At 53.9% G+C, this 20,153-nt stretch carries 20 protein-coding genes and 2 pseudogenes; 20 read left to right on the top strand and 2 right to left on the bottom strand.

The window, feature by feature from the left end; translation table 11 throughout:
* The first annotated feature begins 104 nt into the window (after nt 1-104).
* The 4 genes from H9L05_RS15925 to H9L05_RS15910 all read left to right on the top strand — a co-directional run bounded on the left by H9L05_RS15925 (nt 105) and on the right by H9L05_RS15910 (nt 3,812).
* Complete coding sequence (locus H9L05_RS15925; protein ID WP_187731774.1) at nt 105-782, top strand: uracil-DNA glycosylase family protein; 678 nt, start codon at nt 105-107, stop codon at nt 780-782.
* A 72-nt stretch (nt 783-854) separates the two neighbouring features.
* Complete coding sequence (locus H9L05_RS15920) at nt 855-1,955, top strand: Nif3-like dinuclear metal center hexameric protein (protein WP_187731773.1); 1,101 nt, start codon at nt 855-857, stop codon at nt 1,953-1,955.
* Nucleotides 1,945-2,694, top strand: a complete 750-nt coding sequence (locus H9L05_RS15915; RefSeq protein ID WP_084447055.1) for a zinc ribbon domain-containing protein — start codon at nt 1,945-1,947, stop codon at nt 2,692-2,694. Before H9L05_RS15920 ends, H9L05_RS15915 begins: the two co-directional genes overlap by 11 nt.
* 257 nt (nt 2,695-2,951) lie before the next feature.
* The gene (locus H9L05_RS15910) at nt 2,952-3,812 is read left to right on the top strand and encodes a hypothetical protein (RefSeq protein ID WP_187731772.1); all 861 of its coding nucleotides are present in this window, start codon (nt 2,952-2,954) and stop codon (nt 3,810-3,812) included.
* On the opposite strand, the gene H9L05_RS15905 is transcribed toward H9L05_RS15910, so the two are convergent.
* Nucleotides 3,772-3,954 carry a hypothetical protein gene (locus tag H9L05_RS15905; RefSeq protein WP_187731771.1) on the bottom strand — a complete coding sequence of 61 codons (183 nt, stop codon included), beginning with the start codon at nt 3,952-3,954 and terminating at the stop codon, nt 3,772-3,774. The genes H9L05_RS15910 and H9L05_RS15905 overlap by 41 nt on opposite strands.
* A gap of 192 nt (nt 3,955-4,146) precedes the next feature.
* On the opposite strand from H9L05_RS15905, the gene H9L05_RS15900 reads away from it, so the two are divergent.
* The 11 genes and pseudogenes from H9L05_RS15900 to groL all read left to right on the top strand — a co-directional run bounded on the left by H9L05_RS15900 (nt 4,147) and on the right by groL (nt 13,457).
* The gene (locus H9L05_RS15900) at nt 4,147-4,290 is read left to right on the top strand and encodes a hypothetical protein (RefSeq protein ID WP_187731770.1); all 144 of its coding nucleotides are present in this window, start codon (nt 4,147-4,149) and stop codon (nt 4,288-4,290) included.
* A complete protein-coding gene (locus H9L05_RS15895; RefSeq protein ID WP_187731769.1) occupies nt 4,283-4,477 on the top strand; it encodes a hypothetical protein in 195 nt (64 codons plus the stop codon). The genes H9L05_RS15900 and H9L05_RS15895 overlap by 8 nt, the downstream gene beginning before the upstream one ends.
* 302 nt (nt 4,478-4,779) lie before the next feature.
* Nucleotides 4,780-5,598 (top strand): anthranilate synthase component I family protein, encoded by an 819-nt coding sequence (locus H9L05_RS15890; protein ID WP_187731768.1) that lies wholly within the window; start codon nt 4,780-4,782, stop codon nt 5,596-5,598.
* Between the two features lie 151 nt (nt 5,599-5,749).
* The gene (miaB, locus tag H9L05_RS15885; RefSeq protein ID WP_187731767.1) at nt 5,750-7,198 is read left to right on the top strand and encodes a tRNA (N6-isopentenyl adenosine(37)-C2)-methylthiotransferase MiaB; all 1,449 of its coding nucleotides are present in this window, start codon (nt 5,750-5,752) and stop codon (nt 7,196-7,198) included.
* Between the two features lie 115 nt (nt 7,199-7,313).
* The gene (locus H9L05_RS15880) at nt 7,314-8,627 is read left to right on the top strand and encodes a sigma 54-interacting transcriptional regulator (RefSeq protein ID WP_394368497.1); all 1,314 of its coding nucleotides are present in this window, start codon (nt 7,314-7,316) and stop codon (nt 8,625-8,627) included.
* Nucleotides 8,628-8,631: 4 nt separating this feature from the next.
* Nucleotides 8,632-9,141 carry an LptE family protein gene (locus tag H9L05_RS15875; RefSeq protein WP_223284498.1) on the top strand — a complete coding sequence of 170 codons (510 nt, stop codon included), beginning with the start codon at nt 8,632-8,634 and terminating at the stop codon, nt 9,139-9,141.
* 170 nt (nt 9,142-9,311) lie between these two features.
* Nucleotides 9,312-10,478, top strand: a complete 1,167-nt coding sequence (locus tag H9L05_RS15870; protein WP_187731766.1) for a hypothetical protein — start codon at nt 9,312-9,314, stop codon at nt 10,476-10,478.
* Between the two features lie 14 nt (nt 10,479-10,492).
* Nucleotides 10,493-10,783 (top strand): hypothetical protein, encoded by a 291-nt coding sequence (locus H9L05_RS15865; RefSeq protein WP_187731765.1) that lies wholly within the window; start codon nt 10,493-10,495, stop codon nt 10,781-10,783.
* Nucleotides 10,784-11,233, top strand: a complete 450-nt coding sequence (gene secG, locus H9L05_RS15860; RefSeq protein WP_187731764.1) for a preprotein translocase subunit SecG — start codon at nt 10,784-10,786, stop codon at nt 11,231-11,233.
* Between the two features lie 246 nt (nt 11,234-11,479).
* A pseudogene (gene groES, locus H9L05_RS15855) lies at nt 11,480-11,769 on the top strand (co-chaperone GroES).
* A gap of 44 nt (nt 11,770-11,813) precedes the next feature.
* On the top strand, nt 11,814-13,457 hold the full coding sequence (gene groL / locus H9L05_RS15850) for a chaperonin GroEL (protein WP_187731763.1): 1,644 nt from the start codon (nt 11,814-11,816) through the stop codon (nt 13,455-13,457).
* A 760-nt stretch (nt 13,458-14,217) separates the two neighbouring features.
* On the opposite strand, the gene H9L05_RS15845 is transcribed toward groL, so the two are convergent.
* On the bottom strand, nt 14,218-15,648 hold the full coding sequence (locus tag H9L05_RS15845) for a peptide MFS transporter (RefSeq protein ID WP_187731762.1): 1,431 nt from the start codon (nt 15,646-15,648) through the stop codon (nt 14,218-14,220).
* Between the two features lie 250 nt (nt 15,649-15,898).
* On the opposite strand from H9L05_RS15845, the pseudogene pckA reads away from it, so the two are divergent.
* From pckA to H9L05_RS15825, 5 genes and pseudogenes are all read left to right on the top strand, one after another.
* Nucleotides 15,899-17,520, top strand: a pseudogene (gene pckA / locus H9L05_RS15840) (phosphoenolpyruvate carboxykinase (ATP)).
* A gap of 117 nt (nt 17,521-17,637) precedes the next feature.
* Complete coding sequence (locus tag H9L05_RS15835; protein ID WP_187731761.1) at nt 17,638-18,423, top strand: S1/P1 nuclease; 786 nt, start codon at nt 17,638-17,640, stop codon at nt 18,421-18,423.
* A 127-nt stretch (nt 18,424-18,550) separates the two neighbouring features.
* Nucleotides 18,551-18,703 (top strand): RNA methyltransferase PUA domain-containing protein, encoded by a 153-nt coding sequence (locus tag H9L05_RS23990; protein WP_223284497.1) that lies wholly within the window; start codon nt 18,551-18,553, stop codon nt 18,701-18,703.
* Between the two features lie 23 nt (nt 18,704-18,726).
* Nucleotides 18,727-19,290, top strand: a complete 564-nt coding sequence (locus tag H9L05_RS15830; RefSeq protein WP_223284964.1) for an RsmE family RNA methyltransferase — start codon at nt 18,727-18,729, stop codon at nt 19,288-19,290.
* Nucleotides 19,291-19,379: 89 nt separating this feature from the next.
* Nucleotides 19,380-20,039, top strand: coding sequence for a DUF4159 domain-containing protein (locus tag H9L05_RS15825; protein ID WP_187731760.1), 660 nt, complete (start codon nt 19,380-19,382; stop codon nt 20,037-20,039).
* The last annotated feature ends 114 nt before the right edge of the window (nt 20,040-20,153 follow it).

The following is a 20,153-nucleotide window of genomic DNA, read 5'->3' as shown; positions in this document are numbered from 1 at the left end:
AGAATAATAAAGCTTGGGGGGCAAAAGTACGCGGAAATGCAGAGTACGCCACTTTTACTGTTTCAGGCAAGTCATACGTATGCACAGCTAACTGTCCTGCTACTATGTCCACCTTCGGCGCCCGCCTTCTGCACTTTCTGACCAGCTTTCCCCTGCCTACCTCACTGCCCGACAACGTGCTGGCTTTCAGCCCTTACCAGGAGGAGGCTCCCCAGACGCTGCTCACGCAGTTTGCCAGCCGCTACTACGCCGACAATCGTTCTCGGGTGGCGCTGCTAGGCATTAATCCGGGCCGGCTGGGCAATGGCCGCACCGGCGTAGCTTTCACCGATCCTGTAGCCCTGACCGCCTGCGGAATCCCGAATGAGCTGCCCCAGCAGCGCGAGCCATCAAGTCAGTTTATACATGAAGTAATCAGGGCTTTAGGCGGCCCGACGGTTTTCTTCGACAGCTTTTATCTGGGCTCGCTCTACCCCTTGGTACTTTTGCGCGAGGGCCGCAACTACAACTATTACGACTCGCCTGCCCTGACCGCCGCGCTGAATCCGGCCATCCGCCTTTCTTTGCAGCTACAGGTACACGAAGTAGGTCTGCGCCGCGACGCTGCCATCTGTCTGGGACGCCGCAACGGAGAATATTTCACGCGGTGGAACAAGGAGCTTCAGCTGTTTGACCAGATTCATATTCTGGACCATCCACGCTATCTGATGCAATACAAGCGGCGCGATTTGTCCGCGCATATAGCGCGCTACGTGGATGTGCTTACGGATGTAACCAACTAGTAAATAAAGCTTAGCATGACATTCTTTTTTTGTTTGTCCGTTCTTCGCCCTTCTTTACCTTTTCCTTAAAAAATGCCTACCGTCGCTGACCTTGCCCGCGCCCTCGAAACGGCGGCGCCCCTCGCCTACCAGGAATCGTATGACAATGCCGGTCTGCAATGTGGTGATTCTCAAGCGGAAATAACCGGCGTCCTGATTGCGCTCGACTGCACTCCCGCCGTCCTCGACGAGGCTCTGAGCCGAGGCTGCAACGTAGTCGTGGCTCACCATCCCGTCATTTTTCGCCCCCTAAAAAGTCTGACCGGCGCTACCGAAGTGGAGCGCACTTTATTAAAGGCGCTGAAAAATGACATCGCCATTTACGCCGCTCACACCAATCTCGATAACGTGCGCCACGGCGTAAATCGCAAGCTTGGTGAGAAGCTTGGCTTGCAGAACCTACGCATTTTGGCCCCCACAAGCGGCAATCTGGCCAAGCTGATTACCTACGTTCCGCCAACGCACACCGACGCGGTTTTGCAGACTCTTTACCAGGCCGGAGCTGGTCAAATTGGTGAGTATTCTGACTGTAGCTTTCGCTCCGATGGCGTGGGCACGTTCACGCCCGGTTCTGCTACTCAGCCTTTTCAGGGGAAACCGGGCCAGCCCGAAACCACTGCCGAGCAGCGTGTGGAAGTACTTTTGCCCCTGCACCGGCAGAAGCCAGTGCTACGGGCGCTGCAGCAGGCTCACCCGTACGAGGAAGTTGCCTATGAAATCGTGAAGCTCGAAAACGAAAACCAGGAGGTAGGCGCTGGCATGATTGGCGAATTGCCGCAGGAGCTAACGCCGGCAGCTTTTCGGCAGCAGCTACGCGCTATTCTGGGCGTGCCCGTCGTGAAGCACACCGAGTATGACCAACCCATCCGCCGTGTGGCTTTGTGCGGGGGCGCGGGCAGTTTCCTTTTAAACAAAGCCCGTGCGGCCGGCGCCGACGCCTACGTGACCGGCGACTTAAAGTACCACGAGTTTTTTGGCCCGGAAGGCGATTTACTGCTCTGCGACGTGGGTCATTTTGAGAGCGAACAATTCACCAGTGAGCTGTTTCAGGAATTGCTAACCTCAACGTTTTCGAGTACTTTTGCGGTCTTAATCGCAGAGACCCTCACCAACCCCGTCCGTTATGACTTCTAACCCTACCGCGGAAACCCCCGTTGCCAACAAGCTGGAGGCCCTTTTGAACCTACAGCGCATTGATTCGCAGCTCGATGAAATTCGGCGCGTGCGCGGCGACTTACCCGAGGAAGTCCGTGACTTAGAAGATGAGATTATCGGCTATGAAGTGCGGGTAGGTAAGTTCGACGAGGAAATCTCGGGACTTAATGACCAGATCAAGCAGCGCAAGCAGGCCGCTAAAGACGCTGAAGGTCTTATTCGCAAGTATGAGGAGCAGCAGCAAAACGTGCGCAACAACCGTGAGTACGAGGCAATTGCCAAGGAAATCGAGTTGCAGCGCCTGGAAATCCAGATTTCGGAGAAGAAAATAAAAGAAGCTCAGTACCAGATTGAGCAAAAGAACAACGACATCGCCGGCACCAAGCAGCGCCTCGATGAGCGTCGTAAAGACCTCACAAACAAGCAGGGCGAGCTGCAAACCATTGTGGGTGAAAGCGAAGCCGACGAGAAAAAGCTCATGACGGAGCGCGACGGCGCAGTGAAGCCAATCGAGGAGCGTTTGCTCATGGCTTACACGCGTATCCGCGGCAACGTACGCAACGGCCTGGCCGTGGTGACGGTGAAGCGCGATGCCTGCGGTGGCTGCTTTAATACAGTACCTCCACAGCGCCAGGCCGATATCATCTCACACAAGAAGATCATCGTGTGCGAGCACTGCGGACGGGTTTTGGCTGATGTAGACTTGAAAGCTGCATAACTTTAAGTAAAGCACTGATTGTGGAAAAGGAACGGCCCGGCGTCGTTCCTTTTCTTGTTTAAATGCAGATGAGATTTTCGGCCGAAAAGCATATTTGGTTACGCAGAGGAGCACAGCGGCTAGTCTTGGTCTTGCTGATGTTCGTTGCTACCCTTTGCGCCTGCTTTAGCGAGCCTTTACAATCCGCCACGCTGCCTGTATCTTCTGCCCTTACCCCTTCGCAAGCCCGTGCTTACGCTGAAGTAATAAAACTGCGCGTGCCCGCTGCCCGCGCCCTGCTGCGCACCGAAGATCCAACCAACGTCGGCACTGTGCTGGTAGCGGATTGCCTGGAGATGGTGGAAATTTTGATCAGCCAGGATGCGAAGCTCTATTCGACTGTGTTGGAAGCGCAGAATAAGCGTCTGGAAACGTTAGAAAAAGCCCCCCAGAGCCCACTGCGCGACTATTCAAGCGCCCAGCTTCGGCTTCATCAGGCAGTGCTACAGGTGGTTTTCGAACATGAAGTCCAAGGAGCCTGGAATCTGCGGCAGGCGTATCAGCAGATGCAGGGAGTTTCGAAACGCTACCCCGGCTTTCTACCCGCCCGCAAGTCGCTGGGGATGCTGGAATTTGCTATCGGTTCACTGCCAGAAGGGTATCGTTGGTTTCTGCGACTGCTGGGCTTAAGTGGCAGCGTAGAATCTGGCTTGCAGCACTTACGCGCTGCCGCCCAGCGTCCTCACGATTTTCAATTGGAAAGTCAGCTTATTCTGGCGTTGGTTGAAGAAACATACTATCGGCGCAGCAACGAAACGACGCAGCTGGTTACTCGTTTGGCCGCCCAACAGCCAGACAATCTGTTGGTTAATTTCCTGGTTATCAGCCAGAACAAGAAGCTGCATCGCACCGACCATGCGCTGGCGGCTTTCCGGACCCGCCCTACTGGCTCCAGCTATTTGCCCGTAGCCTATCTCCATCATATGGCCGCTGACTTGCTGCTGTACCAAGGTCAGTTTGCGGCTTCGGAGCGCGAAAATCTGAGGTTTCTACAACTCTACCGGGGCAGCACTACCGCAAGGCCGCTGCTTTCAAGCTTTATCTGGCGGCCTGGCTGGGGGCAAACTCTCGGCTGCTGACTATTACCGCCAGCAGATTGCCGCCGGAGGCCGCACCATCGTAGAGGAAGACACGTATGCTCAGCGCTTTGTTGAGGAAAAAAGCCCCCTGCATCCCATTCTGACCCGCGCCCGCCTCCAACTCGACGGCGGCTACTACCAAGAGGCTCTCTCAACGCTGAAAACATTCTCCACGACCAGCAAAACGACCCTGCGAGACCAATTAGAAGCGCCTTACCGCCGCGCCCGCGCCTATCATGGCCTCGACAGGCTCGATTCGGCTCGCTACTTCTACGCTCGCACCATCGCGCTTTCTAAAGGACAGGCACCTTATTACTTTGCCCCCCAGGCCGCCTTGCAGCTAGGCTATCTGCACCAATCAGCGGGCCAAATGGAACTTGCCCGGAAATACTTTCGGCAGGCGCTTCAGTATCCCAAGCACGAGTACAAAAACAGCACAGATATGAAGGCAAAAGTGGCGCTGGCCGAGCTTGACTAATAACAGAAGCTTTCCCGACCATTACCTTCGCCCCGTGTTAGTCGTTCCGCTGTCCAGCTTACCTATCGCGCCCGCCGAGTTTCGGGCGAATGCCTTGCATTGGGCTGCCCGTTTTCAGTATTGTGCCTACTACGAGCCCAACGATCTGCCGTATCCGCGGGGGCTTTTTCTCGGCTGCTGGCAGTGAGCAACACACCTGTGCAAGCACCCGCTGCTTTAAGTGAGCTGCGACTCTGGCTGCAACAGCCTACCCAAGCGCCTCGCTGCGGCATTCTTAGCTATGAACTTAAGAATCAAATAGAAGCCCTCAACAGCGAACATTCCAGCGGGTTATCTTTTCCGGATATTCATTTTTTTGAGCCAGAAATCCGGTTGATCTGGCATACAGATTCAATAGAAATACACGGTCCGGGGGGAATTTTAGATGAGATTTTAGCGGCTTCCGTACCATCAAATGCGGCAGCTTCGGTGCCCCAGATGCGCGCCCGAATGCCCAAAGCCGCTTACCTCGCCGCTGTTGAATCTATCCGGGAAGATATTCTGAATGGTGAGGTTTACGAGCTAAATCTGTGTCAGGAGTTTTATGCTGAACACGTCACGATTGAGCCCGTTCAAACCTTCTTGCAGCTTAATTCCGCATCGCCTACCCCCTTCGCCGGATTCTATAAATGGCAGGATCAGTACTTACTCTGCGCGTCGCCCGAGCGATTTCTGCGCCAGCAACACGATGTTCTTATTTCTCAGCCGATTAAAGGCACCATTCGTCGTGGCCTCACCCCGGAGCAGGACGAGGAACTGCGCCATCAGCTACGCCACAACGAAAAGGAACAGGCTGAAAATCTGATGATTGTGGACTTAGTACGCAACGACCTTGCCCGCGTGGCCGTGACTGGCTCAGTGCAGGTGCCCGAGCTGTTTGGCCTCTACAGCTTTCGCCACGTCTGGCAGATGGTCTCAACTGTACAGGCACAGCGCCGCCCCGATTGTGACCTGGTGGATACGCTGCGCGCGACCTTTCCGATGGGCTCCATGACGGGCGCACCCAAGATTAGGGCGATGCAACTCATTGAGCAGTATGAGCATAGCGGCCGGGGCCTATACAGCGGAAGCCTCGGCGTCATCTGGCCCTCCGGCGACTTCGATTTTAACGTGGTCATCCGCAGTCTGCAATTCAACGCCGCTACTGGTTACCTCTCCTTTCAGGTTGGCTCTGCCATCACCTACGACTCAGTACCGGAGCAAGAATATGATGAGTGCTTGCTAAAGGCCAAGGCAATGTTGGAGGTTTTGGGCGCTACGGTTGTTTGACGGCCAGACGCACAAGAAGGCACAACAGCTCGTTTTTACGCAAACAATCTTATCTGAAAGTGCCCAAATCTTACCTATCCTTACCTCTGCCATTCTGTCATTTTTACCCTAAAAAGCCTACCTTTGCCCTCCTTATTCGTGTTTGACCGCTATGTCGCAGCCCATTCTTACTCTCGATTTTCTAGATACTCCGGCCCCCACCGCCCCTGCTGATCACGCACATACCCCAAGCGGCGAGGTGCGGGTTAGCGCCGCTACCAGCACCGGCCGGCAGCGCAAGCTTTATATTGAAAGCTATGGTTGTCAGATGAATTTTTCTGACTCCGAAATAGTGTCCTCTATCCTGTTTCAGGAAGGCTTTGATACTACTGAACAGTTGGAAGGCGCCGATTTGGTACTGCTTAATACCTGTTCCATTCGTGAAAAAGCTGAGCAAACAGTACGCATGCGGCTTTCCCAGATTAACGGGCATAAAAAGCGCAATCCCGGCCTGTTGGTCGGTGTACTCGGCTGCATGGCTGAGCGCTTGAAAACCAAGTTTTTAGAAGAAGAAAAGATTGTTGATCTCGTAGTTGGACCCGACGCTTACCGCGACCTTCCTCGCCTGATTCAGGAAGTGGATGGGGGGCAAAAAGCGGTGAACGTGTTGCTCTCTAGGGAGGAAACTTACGCTGATATCACACCGGTTCGCCTTAATTCCAATGGCGTATCAGCCTTCGTAAGCATCATGCGCGGCTGCGACAACATGTGCTCCTTCTGCGTGGTGCCCTTCACCCGTGGCCGCGAGCGTAGCCGCGATGCGCACAGCATTGTCCAGGAGTGCCGCGACTTGATAGCTGCTGGCTACAAGGAAGTTACCATGCTAGGCCAAAATGTGGACAGCTATAAATGGGCTTCGGAAGATGGCTTGGAGCAGGTAAATTTTGCCCAACTATTGGAGCGCGTGGCGTTGCTCAGCCCCGAGTTGCGCGTGCGCTTTTCCACGTCTCACCCCAAGGATATTACCGACGAGGTGCTGCACACTATGGCTCGCTACGACAACATTTGCAACTACATTCACTTGCCCGCCCAAAGCGGTAACTCGCGGGTGCTCAAGCTGATGAACCGTACATACGACCGCGCCTGGTACGAGGATCGGGTGCAGGCCATCCGCCGCATCTTGGGCGACGACTGCGCCATCAGCACCGACATGATTTCGGGCTTCTGCTCCGAAACCGAGGAGGAGCACCAGGATACGTTGAGCCTCATGGAGCAGGTGCAGTACGATATGGCTTATATGTTCTTCTACTCGGAGCGCCCCGGCACCCTGGCCGCTCGTAAGTTGGAAGATGATGTACCCCTGGAAGTAAAGAAGCGCCGCTTAGCCGAAGTGATTGCCGTGCAGCAAAAGCACAATCTCATCCGCAACCAGCGCGCCATCGGACAGGTACACAAGGTCTTAGTCGAAGGCTTTTCCAAGCGCTCTGATGAGTTTCTGAGTGGCCGCAATGACCAGAACAAAGTGGTTCTCTTTCCAAAACAAACCTTCCAGAAAGGCGATTATGTGAACGTGCTGGTGCATGACTGCACAGCCAGTACGCTATTCGGCAACGCAATTTAAGAGTGTCATCTACTCTTATGTAAGCAGGCGGCTACCCAGTAACTAAAGTAAACGCAGCTGCTTTTCGTCTTTCTTACGAAACCCACCTACTGACTTTGACTCCTAGCGAAATACAATCAATCAAACAACGGTTTGGCATCATCGGCAACGCGCCGGCGCTGAACTATGCCATCCAAGTGGCCGCTCAAGTGGCGCCCACCGACATGACCGTGCTTATTTCGGGGAAAGCGGCTCAGGTAAGGAATCTTTCTCCAAGATTATTCATGCCCTCTCGCCCCGCAAGCACGGGCAGTTTATCGCCATCAACTGCGGTGCAATTCCTGAAGGAACCATTGACTCTGAGTTGTTTGGGCATGAGAAAGGCTCATTTACGGGGGCCAATGAGGCACGCAAGGGTTACTTTGAGGTAACGAATGGGGGCACTATGTTCCTAGACGAAATCGGGGAAATGCCGCTTGGAACGCAGGCCCGCTTGTTGCGCGTGCTCGAAAACGGTGAGTTTATCCGGGTGGGCGCCAGCAAAGTGCAGAAGACGGATGTGCGTGTAGTGGCGGCTAGCAATGTAAATCTGCTGGATGCCGTGCGCGAAGGCCGCTTCCGTGAAGACCTTTACTATCGGCTCAACACAGTACCTATCACAGTTCCACCGTTACGTGAACGCGGAGACGATATTTACTTACTATTCAGAAAGTTCGCAACCGATTTTGCTGAACGTTACCGCGTAAAGCCAATTAGCCTTACCCCCGATGCAGTTGCTGAATTGCAGCGCTTTCGGTTTCCGGGCAACATCCGGCAGCTAAAGAATATTGCCGAGCAGATGTCGGTGCTGGAAATGGAGCGCGAGCTGGATGCCGCCCGTCTGCGCCAGTATCTGCCAGCCGATCAGAGCAGCCGCTTGCCTATGTTGCTTAGCGCCGCAAACCCTGATGGCGCAGGTGCAAACAATACGTACTCGGAGCGCGACCTGCTCTACAAGGTGCTGTTTGATATGCGCCGCGACATGACCGACCTGAAGAAGCTGGTTCTGGATCTGGCTGCCGGGCAGCGCCCCGCCGAGGCGCAGGAACTCTTACGGCAAAACAGTCATCTTTTCAATAACCTGAACGTTGCTTCCTCCTACGAAGGTGGCCGTCTGAATCGTCCTGCGCCTACCGAAGCTGCTGGGGAGTACTTTATTACGCCGCGCCCCGTTAATGAGTTGAACGACAGCGACGAGGAATTGACTTACGACGATGAAGCTCAGCGGGTAGAAGATATTCCGCACGAAACGGAAGAGGAAACGTTGTCGCTGGAAGCGAAGGAGAAGGAAATGATTATGAAGGCGCTCAAAAAGCACCATAACAAGCGTAAGTACGCCGCTCACGACCTGGGCATTTCGGAGCGTACCCTGTACCGCAAACTCAAGCAATATGATCTGGAGCAACTCTAACCGATTGACTAGCTGGTTACTGGGGGGCTTTTTTCTGTTTCTGCTGGCCGGGTGCAGCGTGTATTCCTTTACGGGCACCAACATCGACCCCGCAGTAAAAACCATCTCCATAGCCACGTTTCAGAACAACGCCAGCAACGGCCCATCCTTTCTGGCTCAGCGCTTTACGGAGGATTTCAAAGACTATTTCCAGCGCAACACCACACTCAAGCTCGTGCCCCGCGATGGCGACTTACAATTTGAAGGTGCCATCACGGCGTATGATTTCGCGCCGGCGGCCATTCAGCGCGAAGGAAATGTCGATCAGGCTGGCCAAAACCGGCTGACTATTCAGGTGCAGGTGAAGTTTGTGAATACGAAAGACCCATTGCAGGACCTGGAGCAGACCTTCCAAAGCAGCGACAGCTTCTCGGCTACGGAGGACATCACGACCATCAATAACGACCCGCGCGTCCGCGTCATCACCAACAACATCATCACCGACGTTTTTAATAAGTCGGTAGCCAACTGGTAATTACTCTAGTGTCGGGCTTGCTAGCTTTACTGCTGCGCCTGTTTAGTGAATAAATTGCCGTATTGTTGTCGGCTCGAAAAACGCTGGCGCCGCTAGGTTCTTTTCGTATTTGCCGCCATTTTTAAGCTGAACATCAGTTCTCAGCCACCTTATAATTAGTACCGCATATCATGACCCGCGCCTCGCTGCTGCATATTCTGGACAATTTGGGGGGCATTTCGGAGACGGAAGTTCAGGAATTGGAGCAGTTGGCGGCTACTTTTCCGTACTGCCAGACCGCTCATTTGCTGCTGGCTAAAGCTGCTCATGATCGGGGCAGCATGCTGGCAGCCCAGCGACTGCGCCGCGCCGCCACCTACGCGGTAGACCGGGAGCAGCTGCGCGCGCTCATTGAGCTGCCTGCGCCGCAGACGCTTGCCGAAGCATTTACGCCTTCCAAGGAAGAGCAAGCAGAAGCCGTAGCCACTGCTCAACTTGCACTCGCTGTACCTCCTTCGGTTGATATTATTACTGCTGAACCAGAATTATTACAAGCTGCTGACTATATCACCAGCCCAGAAACCGACTCACCGAATAATCAGCCGCTTGATGGCGCTTATGACACGGGAGAGACTGATGTCCAGGATACTTCCTCCACTACTACTGAATTAGAAGCAGATTTAGCCATAGCAGAGGAGGCACCGGCAGAGCCTTCGGCCTCAGAAGCTGCATTGCTTAACGATACCCCGGAAACTCGGGCGCACGCAAGTGTAGAGGCAGCTAACGAATTAGAGACGCCGTTACATGAAGTCGATGCACAATTGCCCGAAGAGCTTTTGGACTCTGATGAGGCTATCATAAATGCAGACTTACCAGCAGAGGAAGAGCCTGTAGAGGAGAGTGTTAAGGTTGAAGCTGATATAGCGGCCTCAACAGAAGAATCTGACGCAGCGGCGCCAGAACTTACTTTAGAGCAGCCTATTGAGCAGCCGTTCATTCCGACAGGCGAAAGGGAAGAGTCGGTCGTTGCTCCTGAGCTAGAGGTAGAGCCGGAGTTTACCGAGGAGGAATTGCCACTGTCACCCCCACCCATCCGCCCTCCGGCGGAAGTTGGTTCCTCCCGTTTCGAGTTTGGCCTGGCCCAAACCCTGCCCGTTCCGACATATAATTTATTCGAGGTCGAGAAAGCAGCCAAGCAAACCGCTGTCATTCCTCCTTTTTGGGCTGACGAAGAAGTTGGCTACGCGCCGGGCTTAGGTAGCCGGCTGGGCTTCTGTCTGCAAGCCCACGACGAATACAGTCTGGATTTGCCCCCAGCGCTTTTTTTGAGCCCGATGCCCTGCTGCTTCAGCACTTAAAGCAGCACCAGCCCGTGCCGCCGCCCGTGCCAACCAGCATTGATTTGATTGACAAGTTTTTGCGCAGCAAGCCCCGCTTCAGAGCCCCTTTACCATTGCCGCCCACTACTGAAGCTCAAGCTGATTTATCGGTGCGCAGTACGCTGGCAGAGCCTAGTCTGGCTTCCGAAAGTCTGGCGCGGATTCTGGCCCGGCAGGGCAAAATTGGTAAGGCTATCGAAATATATGAACGGCTGATAGTGCGTCAGCCGGAAAAAAAGGCGTATTTTGCCGACCAAATTCAACAATTGCAAACCTTCGAGTAGATGTATATTGCCCTGATTGCCCTGATTATTTTCGTTTGCTTGCTCCTAGCCCTCGTTGTATTGGCCCAAAACCCAAAGGGCGGTGGACTGTCGAATCAGTTCGGTTCGGGCGGTGCTGCTAACCTTATGGGTGTAAAGCGTACCGGCGACCTATTAGAGCGCCTGACCTGGGGTTTTGCTTTAGGATTGATGGTGCTTACACTGGGTACCCACATGATTATTGGCGGCGGTACGGATGGTCCGGCCCGCAGCATCAACCAGGAGCGTGCGCTTCAAACGCAGCTTCCTGCCACTCCGGCTCCTACTGCCCCTGGTGCTACAGTTCCTGGCGCTACTGCTCCAGCAGCTTCCGGTACGGCCACTCCTAATGAGCGGGCAGCATCTGCCGCAGATCAACAGCCCGCCACAACTCCGGCTCCGGCCGCAGCGCCAACAACCGACAACGAGTAAACTTCATTGATCTTGCTTACAATAAAAAACGATGGTTTCCTGCTTGGAAGCCATCGTTTTTTTGTGCCTTACTCTACGTGTCAGGTCTGTCTGAATCTGACATGTTTGGCAGCTAAGTCTTAGTATAGGGCACAAAAAAGTTCACATTCACGACCATTATGTCAGGTTTGGGTGGGCTGGCATAAGAAGTGTCGGGAACGGCGCACGGGTTTATTCACTCAATATCTTTCAACCAAAACGTACAATATGTCACTTAGCATGAAACCGCTGGCCGACCGCGTAATTATCGCGCCAGCCGCCGCCGAGGAGAAAACCAAGTCGGGCATCATCATCCCCGATACGGCCAAGGAAAAGCCCCAGCGCGGCGAAGTAGTGGCCATAGGCGAAGGCAAAGTAGCCGACAGTGGTACTCTCATTGCCCCCAGGTAAAAGTGGGCGACCAGGTACTCTATGGTAAGTACGCCGGCACTGAGATCACCGTGGATGGGGAAGATTACCTCATCATGCGTGAGTCTGACATTTTCGCCGTTCTGTAGGGTTTCCTTTTCTTTTCCTGAATTACTTCTCTATTTAAAATAAGATGGCTAAGAACATCCAATTCGATACCGACGGCCGCGACAAGCTAAAGCGCGGTGTAGATAAGCTGGCTAACGCCGTGAAAGTAACCCTCGGTCCTAAGGGTCGCAACGTGGTTATCGACAAGAAATTCGGCGCACCCACCATCACTAAAGACGGTGTAACTGTAGCCAAGGAAATTGAGCTGACTGACCCCGTTGAAAACATGGGTGCTCAGCTGGTAAAAGAAGTTGCTTCCAAGACCGCTGACCAGGCTGGTGACGGTACCACTACCGCTACCGTATTGGCTCAGGCTATCTACACGGCTGGTTCGAAGAACGTAGCTGCTGGTGCTAACCCCATGGACCTGAAGCGCGGCATCGACAAGGCGGTACACGCTGTAGTTGCTAACCTGAAGTCGCAGTCGAAGAAGATTGAAAACTCTTCGGAGATTGCCCAGGTAGGCACTATTTCAGCCAACAACGACTCGGAAATTGGTCAGATGATTGCCGATGCCATGGACAAAGTGGGCAAAGAAGGCGTTATCACCGTGGAAGAAGCGCGCGGCACGGAAACCGAAGTAAAAACGGTTGAAGGCATGCAGTTCGACCGTGGTTACCTCTCCCCTTACTTCGTGACCAATCCGGAGAAGATGGAAGTGGAGCTGGAGAACCCCTACGTCCTGATCTATGACAAGAAAGTGAGCACCATGAAGGAGCTCCTGCCCGTACTGGAGCAGGTAGTACAGACTGGTAAGCCGCTGGTTATCATCTCCGAAGATGTTGATGGCGAGGCTTTGGCTACGCTGGTAGTTAACAAGCTGCGTGGTTCGTTGAAGATTGCAGCCGTAAAGGCTCCCGGCTTCGGCGACCGTCGTAAGGCGATGCTGGAAGACATTGCGGTGCTGACTGGTGGTACCGTGATTTCGGAAGAGCGCGGCTACAAGCTCGACAGCGCTACGATTGAGTACTTAGGTACTGCTGAGAAAATCATCATTGACAAGGACAACACGACCATCGTCAATGGTAAAGGTGAGAAGGCTACTATCACGGCCCGCATCAACGAAATCAAAGCTCAGATTCAGACTACTACGTCGGACTACGACAAGGAGAAGCTGCAGGAGCGTTTGGCTAAGTTGTCAGGTGGTGTAGCTATCCTTTACATCGGTGCTTCTACGGAAGTAGAGATGAAGGAGAAGAAAGACCGCGTTGACGATGCTTTGCACGCAACTCGTGCGGCTGTTGAAGAAGGTGTAGTACCTGGCGGTGGCGTTGCTTTGGTGCGCGCTATCGAATCGCTGGCTGCTGTTGACACGCTAAACGGCGACGAGCGTACCGGTGTAAACATCATCCGCACGGCGCTGGAAGCTCCGCTGCGCTGCATCGTAGGCAACGCCGGTGGCGAAGGCTCGGTAGTAGTACAGAAGGTGCGTGAGGGATCCGGCGACTACGGCTACAACGCCCGCGAAGACCGCTATGAGAACCTGATGGCTGCTGGTATCCTCGATCCAACCAAAGTAACCCGCTTAGCTCTGGAGAATGCTGCGTCTATCGCCGGCCTGCTCCTGACCACTGAGTGTGTTATCTCGGATGAGCCAGAAGATGAGAAAGCTTCTGCTGGCGGTGCCGGCGGCATGGGCGGCATGGGTGGCATGGGCGGCATGATGTAATATCAGCCGCGCAGCTAACTAAGCTGTTCGCATAATATGTAGAAAGCCCCCAGATATGTTCTGGGGGCTTTTTTACTTATAGTTGATTTTGAACTGCGCTATCTATATAAGTTCTTTTTGTTAACAAGTAGTAATACAAAAGTCCATATATCAGAGCAGAAAACGAATAAATAATAAAGAGCTTAAAATGGTGATTATAGTCATGCATAATCCATTGATGGCTTAGGGTATTTATAGCAATATACATAGCTGAGCTTAATAATACTCCTAACATGATTGCTTGCCGTATCGTGGGTTTTCCATTGTGCATCTTATTTATTATCAAAAAATAAGATGCACTATAAATCACATAAATAGGCCATAAGTTAAACAACTCAGATAAAGGACTTATTAAAAATCCTGCAACCCATAGCTTAATGGATTCCCCAATCAAATTAGACCAAGACTGTAAGAAAAGTCTTTGGTCAAACATGCGTAGCCAAGCAGCAATTGCACTACTACTAATTATTAAAACAATGTTTATTAAAAACATTCGCATGATTCATTGATTACAGAGAAGTCTACTTAATGATGATTCGGCTTCAAGTGTCCCACAGTCGCTCGGCTAGGTAACTACTGTCCTTGAGCAACTGTGCTACGAATTCGGCTCCGGACGTATCTACTAAGAAGCACTCAATAAGGAATATTAAGCAAATGCACTTTTACAACATAAAAAAGCCCCCCAGAGGTTAGTCTGGGGGGCTTTTTTATATACAATAAGTTAGTTTCCGCGACCATGCATCATGTGGAACAGCTTCTTGGCAATGGCAATCAGAATCAAACCAGCCAGAATAACGAAGCCGGCGATGAGACCGAATACCTTCAAAGCACCGAGTTCTTCCACGTAAGCAGCAATGTAGCCACCGGCAATCTGCGCAACGAAGGGAGCCAGGAACCATACGCCCATGAGCGCGGAGGTATAGCTGATTGGGGCCAAGCGCGTTACCATGGAAAGGCCGATTGGCGATAAGCATAACTCGCCGATCGTATGGAAGAAGTAAGTAGCAAGCAACCAGAGGATACTGGCTTTCACCGTTGTATCGCTCACGTCGCCGCCGCGCTCCATTACGGCGCCCACCATAAACAGGAAGCCCATACCCAGCAGCACCATGCCTAAACCCATTTTCACGGGGATGCTCAGGTCCTTGCCCTTGCGGCCCAGGCTCAGCCAGATGCTAGCCACAATAGGGGCCAACGCCACAATGAACAGCGGGTTTACCGATTGGAACCAGGACGTAGGAATCAGGTAGCCAAATACTTCGCGGTCGATATAGCTATCGGTGTACAAGGTTAGGGAGCTACCGGCCTGCTCGAAGCCCGCCCAGAAGAACACCACGAACAGCGTGATAATGAAAATCACCGCCATGCGGTCGGTCTCCTCTTTCGACAGGGTTTCTTTTGGCGCGTTCTTGTCCTTTACCACCTTCACCGGAGCCAAGCCAATCGGGCCAAGCAAGCGGGGGGCAAACAGGTTGAAGATAATCTGACCCAGCACCATACCCAGACCAGCGGCCAGGAAGCCATAGCGGAAACCGTAATTGCTTACCTGCTCCACACCATCAACGACGGTTTTGGTAGCGAATAAGTCTTCGGCAAAATAACCGCACACCAGCGGCGCCAGGAAGGCACCGATGTTGATTCCCATGTAAAAGATGGTGAACGCCGAGTCGCGGCGCGGGTCGCCCTGCTCATAGAGCTGCCCTACCAGCGTGGAGATATTGGGTTTAAAGAAGCCGTTGCCAATGATGAGCAGCAGCAAGCCCAGGCACGTAGTCAGCGGCAGGCCAAAGGCCACAGCCGGGCTACCGGGAGTAGTGGAAAACAAAGAAAACTGCCCCAGGGCCATCAGGGTACCGCCGATAAGAATTGCGCGGCGCTGCCCGATAAAACGGTCGGCAATCCAGCCCCCAATGATGGGAGTAAAATACACGAAACCAGTGAAGTACCCGTATATAAGGGTGGCAGTTGCGGCGGGCACTTCCAAACCACCAGCCAGGATAGTCTTGGTCAGGTAAAGTGTAAGCAAGCCCCGCATACCATAGTAACTAAACCGTTCCCACAGTTCAGTAAAGAAGAGCAGATACAGTGCCTTGGGATGTCCTTGCTGCGCGGCAACCGGTGGCTGATCGGGCACGACGGAGGCTGATTGCATGTAAGAGAAGGTAAAGATGGAGGTGGAAGAGAAACCGATCCGAAACAGCGATCGGGGGTTTGTAAAGCTACAAAAGTTTCGCAACTGCCAACTTTTACCCCCCAAGCTGGTATTAGCTAAATAATAGGATAGCGAATTTTCGCTAAGGCCGGATCAAACCGCAGCACAGCCGTGGCAGGCTCGGTTTTTTGACTACTTTTGTTTTAAGAATTCCCATTTCCCACCCACCCTATTTATTGTTTATTGGCTTATGATGGACACTGCCACCCAAGCTCTTCATCGCCTCCAGCCCCTAGGATTTACCCAGGCGGCCCAGGTACACCTGAACCTTACCCCCGCCGAACTAGTGGAAGAAGCCCTTCGCCGCGGCGAAGGCACCCTCACCGACACTGGCGCGCTCATGGCCGATACCGGCAACTTCACCGGCCGCTCGCCCAAGGACCGCTTCGTAGTAAAGGACGCGAACACGCAGGATAGCGTGTGGTGGGGCGACATCAATATTCCCTTCGATGCCGATAAGTTCGACCAGCTTCAGGAGAAGATGGTGCAGTACCTGGCCGATAAAGAAATTTATGTGCGCGAGGCTTATGCTGGCGCCAACCCTGATTACCGCCTGAATCTGCGCGTAGTAAACGAGCTGGCCTGGCACAACTTATTCTGTTATAACATGTTCCTGCGCCCATCCGAAGGCGAGGACACCACCTGGACGCCCGACTTCAGCATCATCTGCGCCCCCGGCTTCGAGGCCGACCCTGCGGTAGATGGTACCCGTCAGCCCAACTTTGCCATTCTGAACTTCACTAAGAAGATGATTCTCATCGGCGGCACGGGCTACGCTGGCGAGATGAAGAAGGGCATTTTTGGCGTACTCAATTACCTGCTGCCCCACGAAAAGAACACGCTGCCCATGCACTGCTCCGCTAACGTGGGCAAGGATGGCGACGCTGCCATTTTCTTCGGCCTTTCGGGCACGGGCAAAACCACCCTTTCCGCTGACCCGAACCGCGGCCTTATCGGCGATGATGAGCACGGCTGGACTCCCGATGAGGGCATCTTCAACTTTGAAGGCGGCTGCTACGCGAAAGTCATCGACCTGAGCCGCGAGAAAGAGCCTCAGATCTGGGATGCTATCCGGTTCGGCGCTATCGTGGAGAATACGCGCTTTGTTCCCGGCACCCACACCGTGGATTACGCTAATAAGTCGGTAACGGAAAACACCCGCACGGCTTATCCAATCAACTTCATCGACAACGCCATTGAGCCGTCGGTAGCCGATTCTCCCAAGAACATTTTCTTCCTGACGGCCGATGCGTTCGGGGTTTTGCCCCCCATCAGCAAGCTGGATAAGAGCCACGCCATGTACCACTTCATGTCGGGCTACACGGCCAAGGTAGCCGGCACCGAAATGGGCATTACCGAGCCTCAGACCACGTTTTCGGCTTGCTTTGGTGCCGTTTTCCTGCCCCTTCACCCCACGAAGTACGCCGAGATGCTGGGTCAGAAAATGGATGAGCACCCCGACGTGAATGTGTGGCTGGTCAATACCGGCTGGACCGGCGGCAGCTACGGTACCGGCTCGCGCATGAAGCTGAGCTACACCCGCGCGATGATTACGGCCGCGCTCAACGGCGACCTGAACCACGTGGAGTTTACCAAACACCCCATCTTCGGGTGGAAGTGCCCGCTTCCGTAGCCAATGTGCCAGCCGAGATTCTGGACCCACGCAACACATGGGCTGACAAGGAGGCGTACGATAAAACCGCTGCCTCTTTGGCCGAGAAGTTTGTAAGCAACTTTAAGAAGTATGCCGATTTCGCCAACGAGGAAATTCTGGCTGGGGCTCCCAAGGTAGCCGTGGAAGCCAGCGTATAAAGCCGCGCCATTTGGTTTGCAAAAAAGCCCCCAGCTATTGTCTGGGGGCTTTTTTGTCACATTCGCTCCAAATCTGCTAGCTTTACTTTTTAATTCACACCTCCTATTCTTAGCATCATGTGTAAGCGTCTTCTCCCGTTGCTCCTGCTTTTGCTCACTCCGCTCAGCCTGTGGGCCTGGGGCGCCGATGGGCACCGGGCCGTGGGCAAAATTGCCGAACAACACCTTTCCCGCCGTGCCAAGCGCGAAATTCAAAAGCTGCTAAATACAGAAACGCTGACCATGGTGAGTACCTGGCCCGACGAAGTGCGCTACTACCCCGAGTTCAAGGAAACCGCGCCCTGGCACTACGTAAACACGCCCAGCGGCCTCAATCAGGAGCAGTACATACAGCAGCTCAAGGCCCAAACCGTTCCGAACGCTTACAGCGCCATGCTTGCTCAGCTGGCTATTCTGAAGGATGAGAGCAAGCCGCAAGCCGAACGGGTAGCCGCTCTTAAGTATGTCGTGCATCTGGTGGGCGATGTGCATCAGCCGCTGCATGCGGGCCACGCCGAGGACAAAGGCGGCAATGACATCAAGGTAAAGTATCGGGGCAAAGACACGAATTTGCATAGCCTTTGGGATAGCGGCCTACTTGATTATCAGGGTCTTACTTACACCGAAATGGCTACTGCCTACAACTCCAAGTTGCGGGGCCGGGCAATTCGTAAGATGCAGGCAGCGGCACCGGAGCAATGGCTCTGGGAATCGTATCAGGCTAGTAACCAGATCTATCAGGACACGCCCAACAACGCCGACGTTGACTATCGCTACTACCCCGCCCACGCCGACCTCATGCAGCAGCGCATCACCGAAGCTGGTGTGCGGCTGGCTGGTATGCTTAATAAGGCATTCAGCTAAGAGCGGCTATGTAGTATGCGCTTTGCTGAAAAGTAAAGCCTGATATCCAATTGCGTCTACTATTCCGAAACCCTACTGGCCTTAGGTCGGTGGGGTTTTTCCTTGCGGGTAAACCTATCTTTGCCGCATGCCGCACACCTTTTATGCCCCCAACCTGACCTCGGCAACTTATCTGCTGCCCGAAGATGAAAGCAAGCACGCCGTTCGTGTGCTGCGCCTTACTCCGGGCGACGCTGTGGAACTGTTGGATGGCGTGGGGGCCTTTTTCAGGCCGAAGTAGCCGATGCGAACCCCAAACGCTGCCTGCTGCGCATAACCAATGAGCAGCGCGTGCCGCGCCGCGCCTACTCAGTGCACGTAGCCGTCGCGCCCACCAAAAACCTCGACCGTATGGAGTGGCTGGTGGAGAAAGCCACCGAGGTTGGCCTCGACCGCCTCACTTTCCTGCGCTGCGCCCGCTCCGAACGCCGCGAACTGAAGCTGGATCGACTGGAGAAAATCGCCATCAGCGCCCTGAAGCAGTCGGGGCAGACGTGGCTGCCGCAGTTGGATGAGCTCACGGATTACGCCGCTTTTATTCCTACGCTAGAGCCGGCCACCAGCTTTATTGCGCACCTGGCCGAAGGCGAGCGGACGGCTTTGTCGCAGGTAGCGGCGCGGGGGGCAAATTGCTGCGTCCTCATCGGGCCCGAAGGCGACTTTACGCCGGCTGAGATAAATCTGGCGCTAGAGCGCGGCATTCGGCCCGTGACATTGGGCGAGTCGCGCCTACGCACCGAAACGGCGGCGCTGGCGGCTGCCCATACGGTACATATCGCACATGAATTTTACGCAGCCGCGAACGTCAGTCAGACTAATAAGCGGTAAATTCAGGCTACGTATCCTAACAAGCTGCCGCTTCATTGAACGACCGCTGTTTGCTTCCGCGTTACCCTGGTAAGAAATCTTGTCACCTTATGCTTAAGCACCTTCTTTTAGCGGTTACTTTTCTCCTGACAACGGCCGCTGCGCCTGTAGCGCCCAGCTTCCGCATTGCCAAGCTGCACTACGGCGGCGGCGGCGACTGGTACGCCAACAAAACGAGCTTGCCCAATCTGATTCAGTTTTGTAATCAGACGCTTAAAACCAACATCGCGCCCGACGAAGCCACCGTGGAGCTGGACAACCCCGAGCTGTTCACCTACCCCTTCATCCACATGACGGGCCACGGAAACGTCGTTTTTACCGACGCAGAGGCTAAAAACCTGCGGCGCTACCTTACCGGCGGCGGCTTTCTGCACATTGATGATAACTACGGCCTCGACAAGTTTATCCGCCCCGAAATGAAGAAGGTGTTTCCGGAGCTGGAATTTGTGGAGTTGCCTTTCTCCCACCCCATCTACCACCAAAAGTTCGACTTCCCGAAAGGCCTGCCGAAAGTGCACGAGCACGAAGGCAAACGCCCTCAAGGCTTTGGCCTGCTTTACAAAGGTCGGCTGGTCTGCTTCTATACCTTTGAATGCGACCTGGGCAACGGCTGGGAAGATGTAGGCACCTACGACGATCCGCCAGCCACCCACGAAACGGCCCTACGCATGGGTGCCAACCTTGTGGCTTACGCACTAACGCAGGACTAAACTAAGTATCACCTCATCCAGAGCATTACTGCATCAAGCGGCAGCGAAGCATCTTGCTCGTAGTCATCACTATATTAATGGCAGCCGTTCTGAAAAGGCGGTCATGCAGAGCAC

The organism is Hymenobacter qilianensis (assembly GCF_014489555.1).
Taxonomy (GTDB): Bacteria; Bacteroidota; Bacteroidia; order Cytophagales; family Hymenobacteraceae; genus Hymenobacter; species Hymenobacter qilianensis.
The sequence above is the reverse complement of the archived record's forward strand: the minus strand, read 5'-3'. Positions and strand labels throughout refer to the sequence as shown.

What these genes read in the sequence shown, in the direction of transcription:
- H9L05_RS15925 (WP_187731774.1), top strand. Translation starts at nt 105, where the DNA reads ATGTCCACCTTCGGCGCCCGCCTTCTGCACTTTCTGACCAGCTTTCCC.
- H9L05_RS15920 (WP_187731773.1), top strand. Translation starts at nt 855, where the DNA reads ATGCCTACCGTCGCTGACCTTGCCCGCGCCCTCGAAACGGCGGCGCCC.
- H9L05_RS15915 (WP_084447055.1), top strand. Translation starts at nt 1,945, where the DNA reads ATGACTTCTAACCCTACCGCGGAAACCCCCGTTGCCAACAAGCTGGAG.
- H9L05_RS15890 (WP_187731768.1), top strand. Translation starts at nt 4,780, where the DNA reads ATGCCCAAAGCCGCTTACCTCGCCGCTGTTGAATCTATCCGGGAAGAT.
- miaB (WP_187731767.1), top strand. Translation starts at nt 5,750, where the DNA reads ATGTCGCAGCCCATTCTTACTCTCGATTTTCTAGATACTCCGGCCCCC.
- H9L05_RS15870 (WP_187731766.1), top strand. Translation starts at nt 9,312, where the DNA reads ATGACCCGCGCCTCGCTGCTGCATATTCTGGACAATTTGGGGGGCATT.
- secG (WP_187731764.1), top strand. Translation starts at nt 10,784, where the DNA reads ATGTATATTGCCCTGATTGCCCTGATTATTTTCGTTTGCTTGCTCCTA.
- groL (WP_187731763.1), top strand. Translation starts at nt 11,814, where the DNA reads ATGGCTAAGAACATCCAATTCGATACCGACGGCCGCGACAAGCTAAAG.
- H9L05_RS15845 (WP_187731762.1), bottom strand. Translation starts at nt 15,648, where the DNA reads ATGCAATCAGCCTCCGTCGTGCCCGATCAGCCACCGGTTGCCGCGCAG.
- H9L05_RS15835 (WP_187731761.1), top strand. Translation starts at nt 17,638, where the DNA reads ATGTGTAAGCGTCTTCTCCCGTTGCTCCTGCTTTTGCTCACTCCGCTC.
- H9L05_RS23990 (WP_223284497.1), top strand. Translation starts at nt 18,551, where the DNA reads ATGCCGCACACCTTTTATGCCCCCAACCTGACCTCGGCAACTTATCTG.
- H9L05_RS15825 (WP_187731760.1), top strand. Translation starts at nt 19,380, where the DNA reads ATGCTTAAGCACCTTCTTTTAGCGGTTACTTTTCTCCTGACAACGGCC.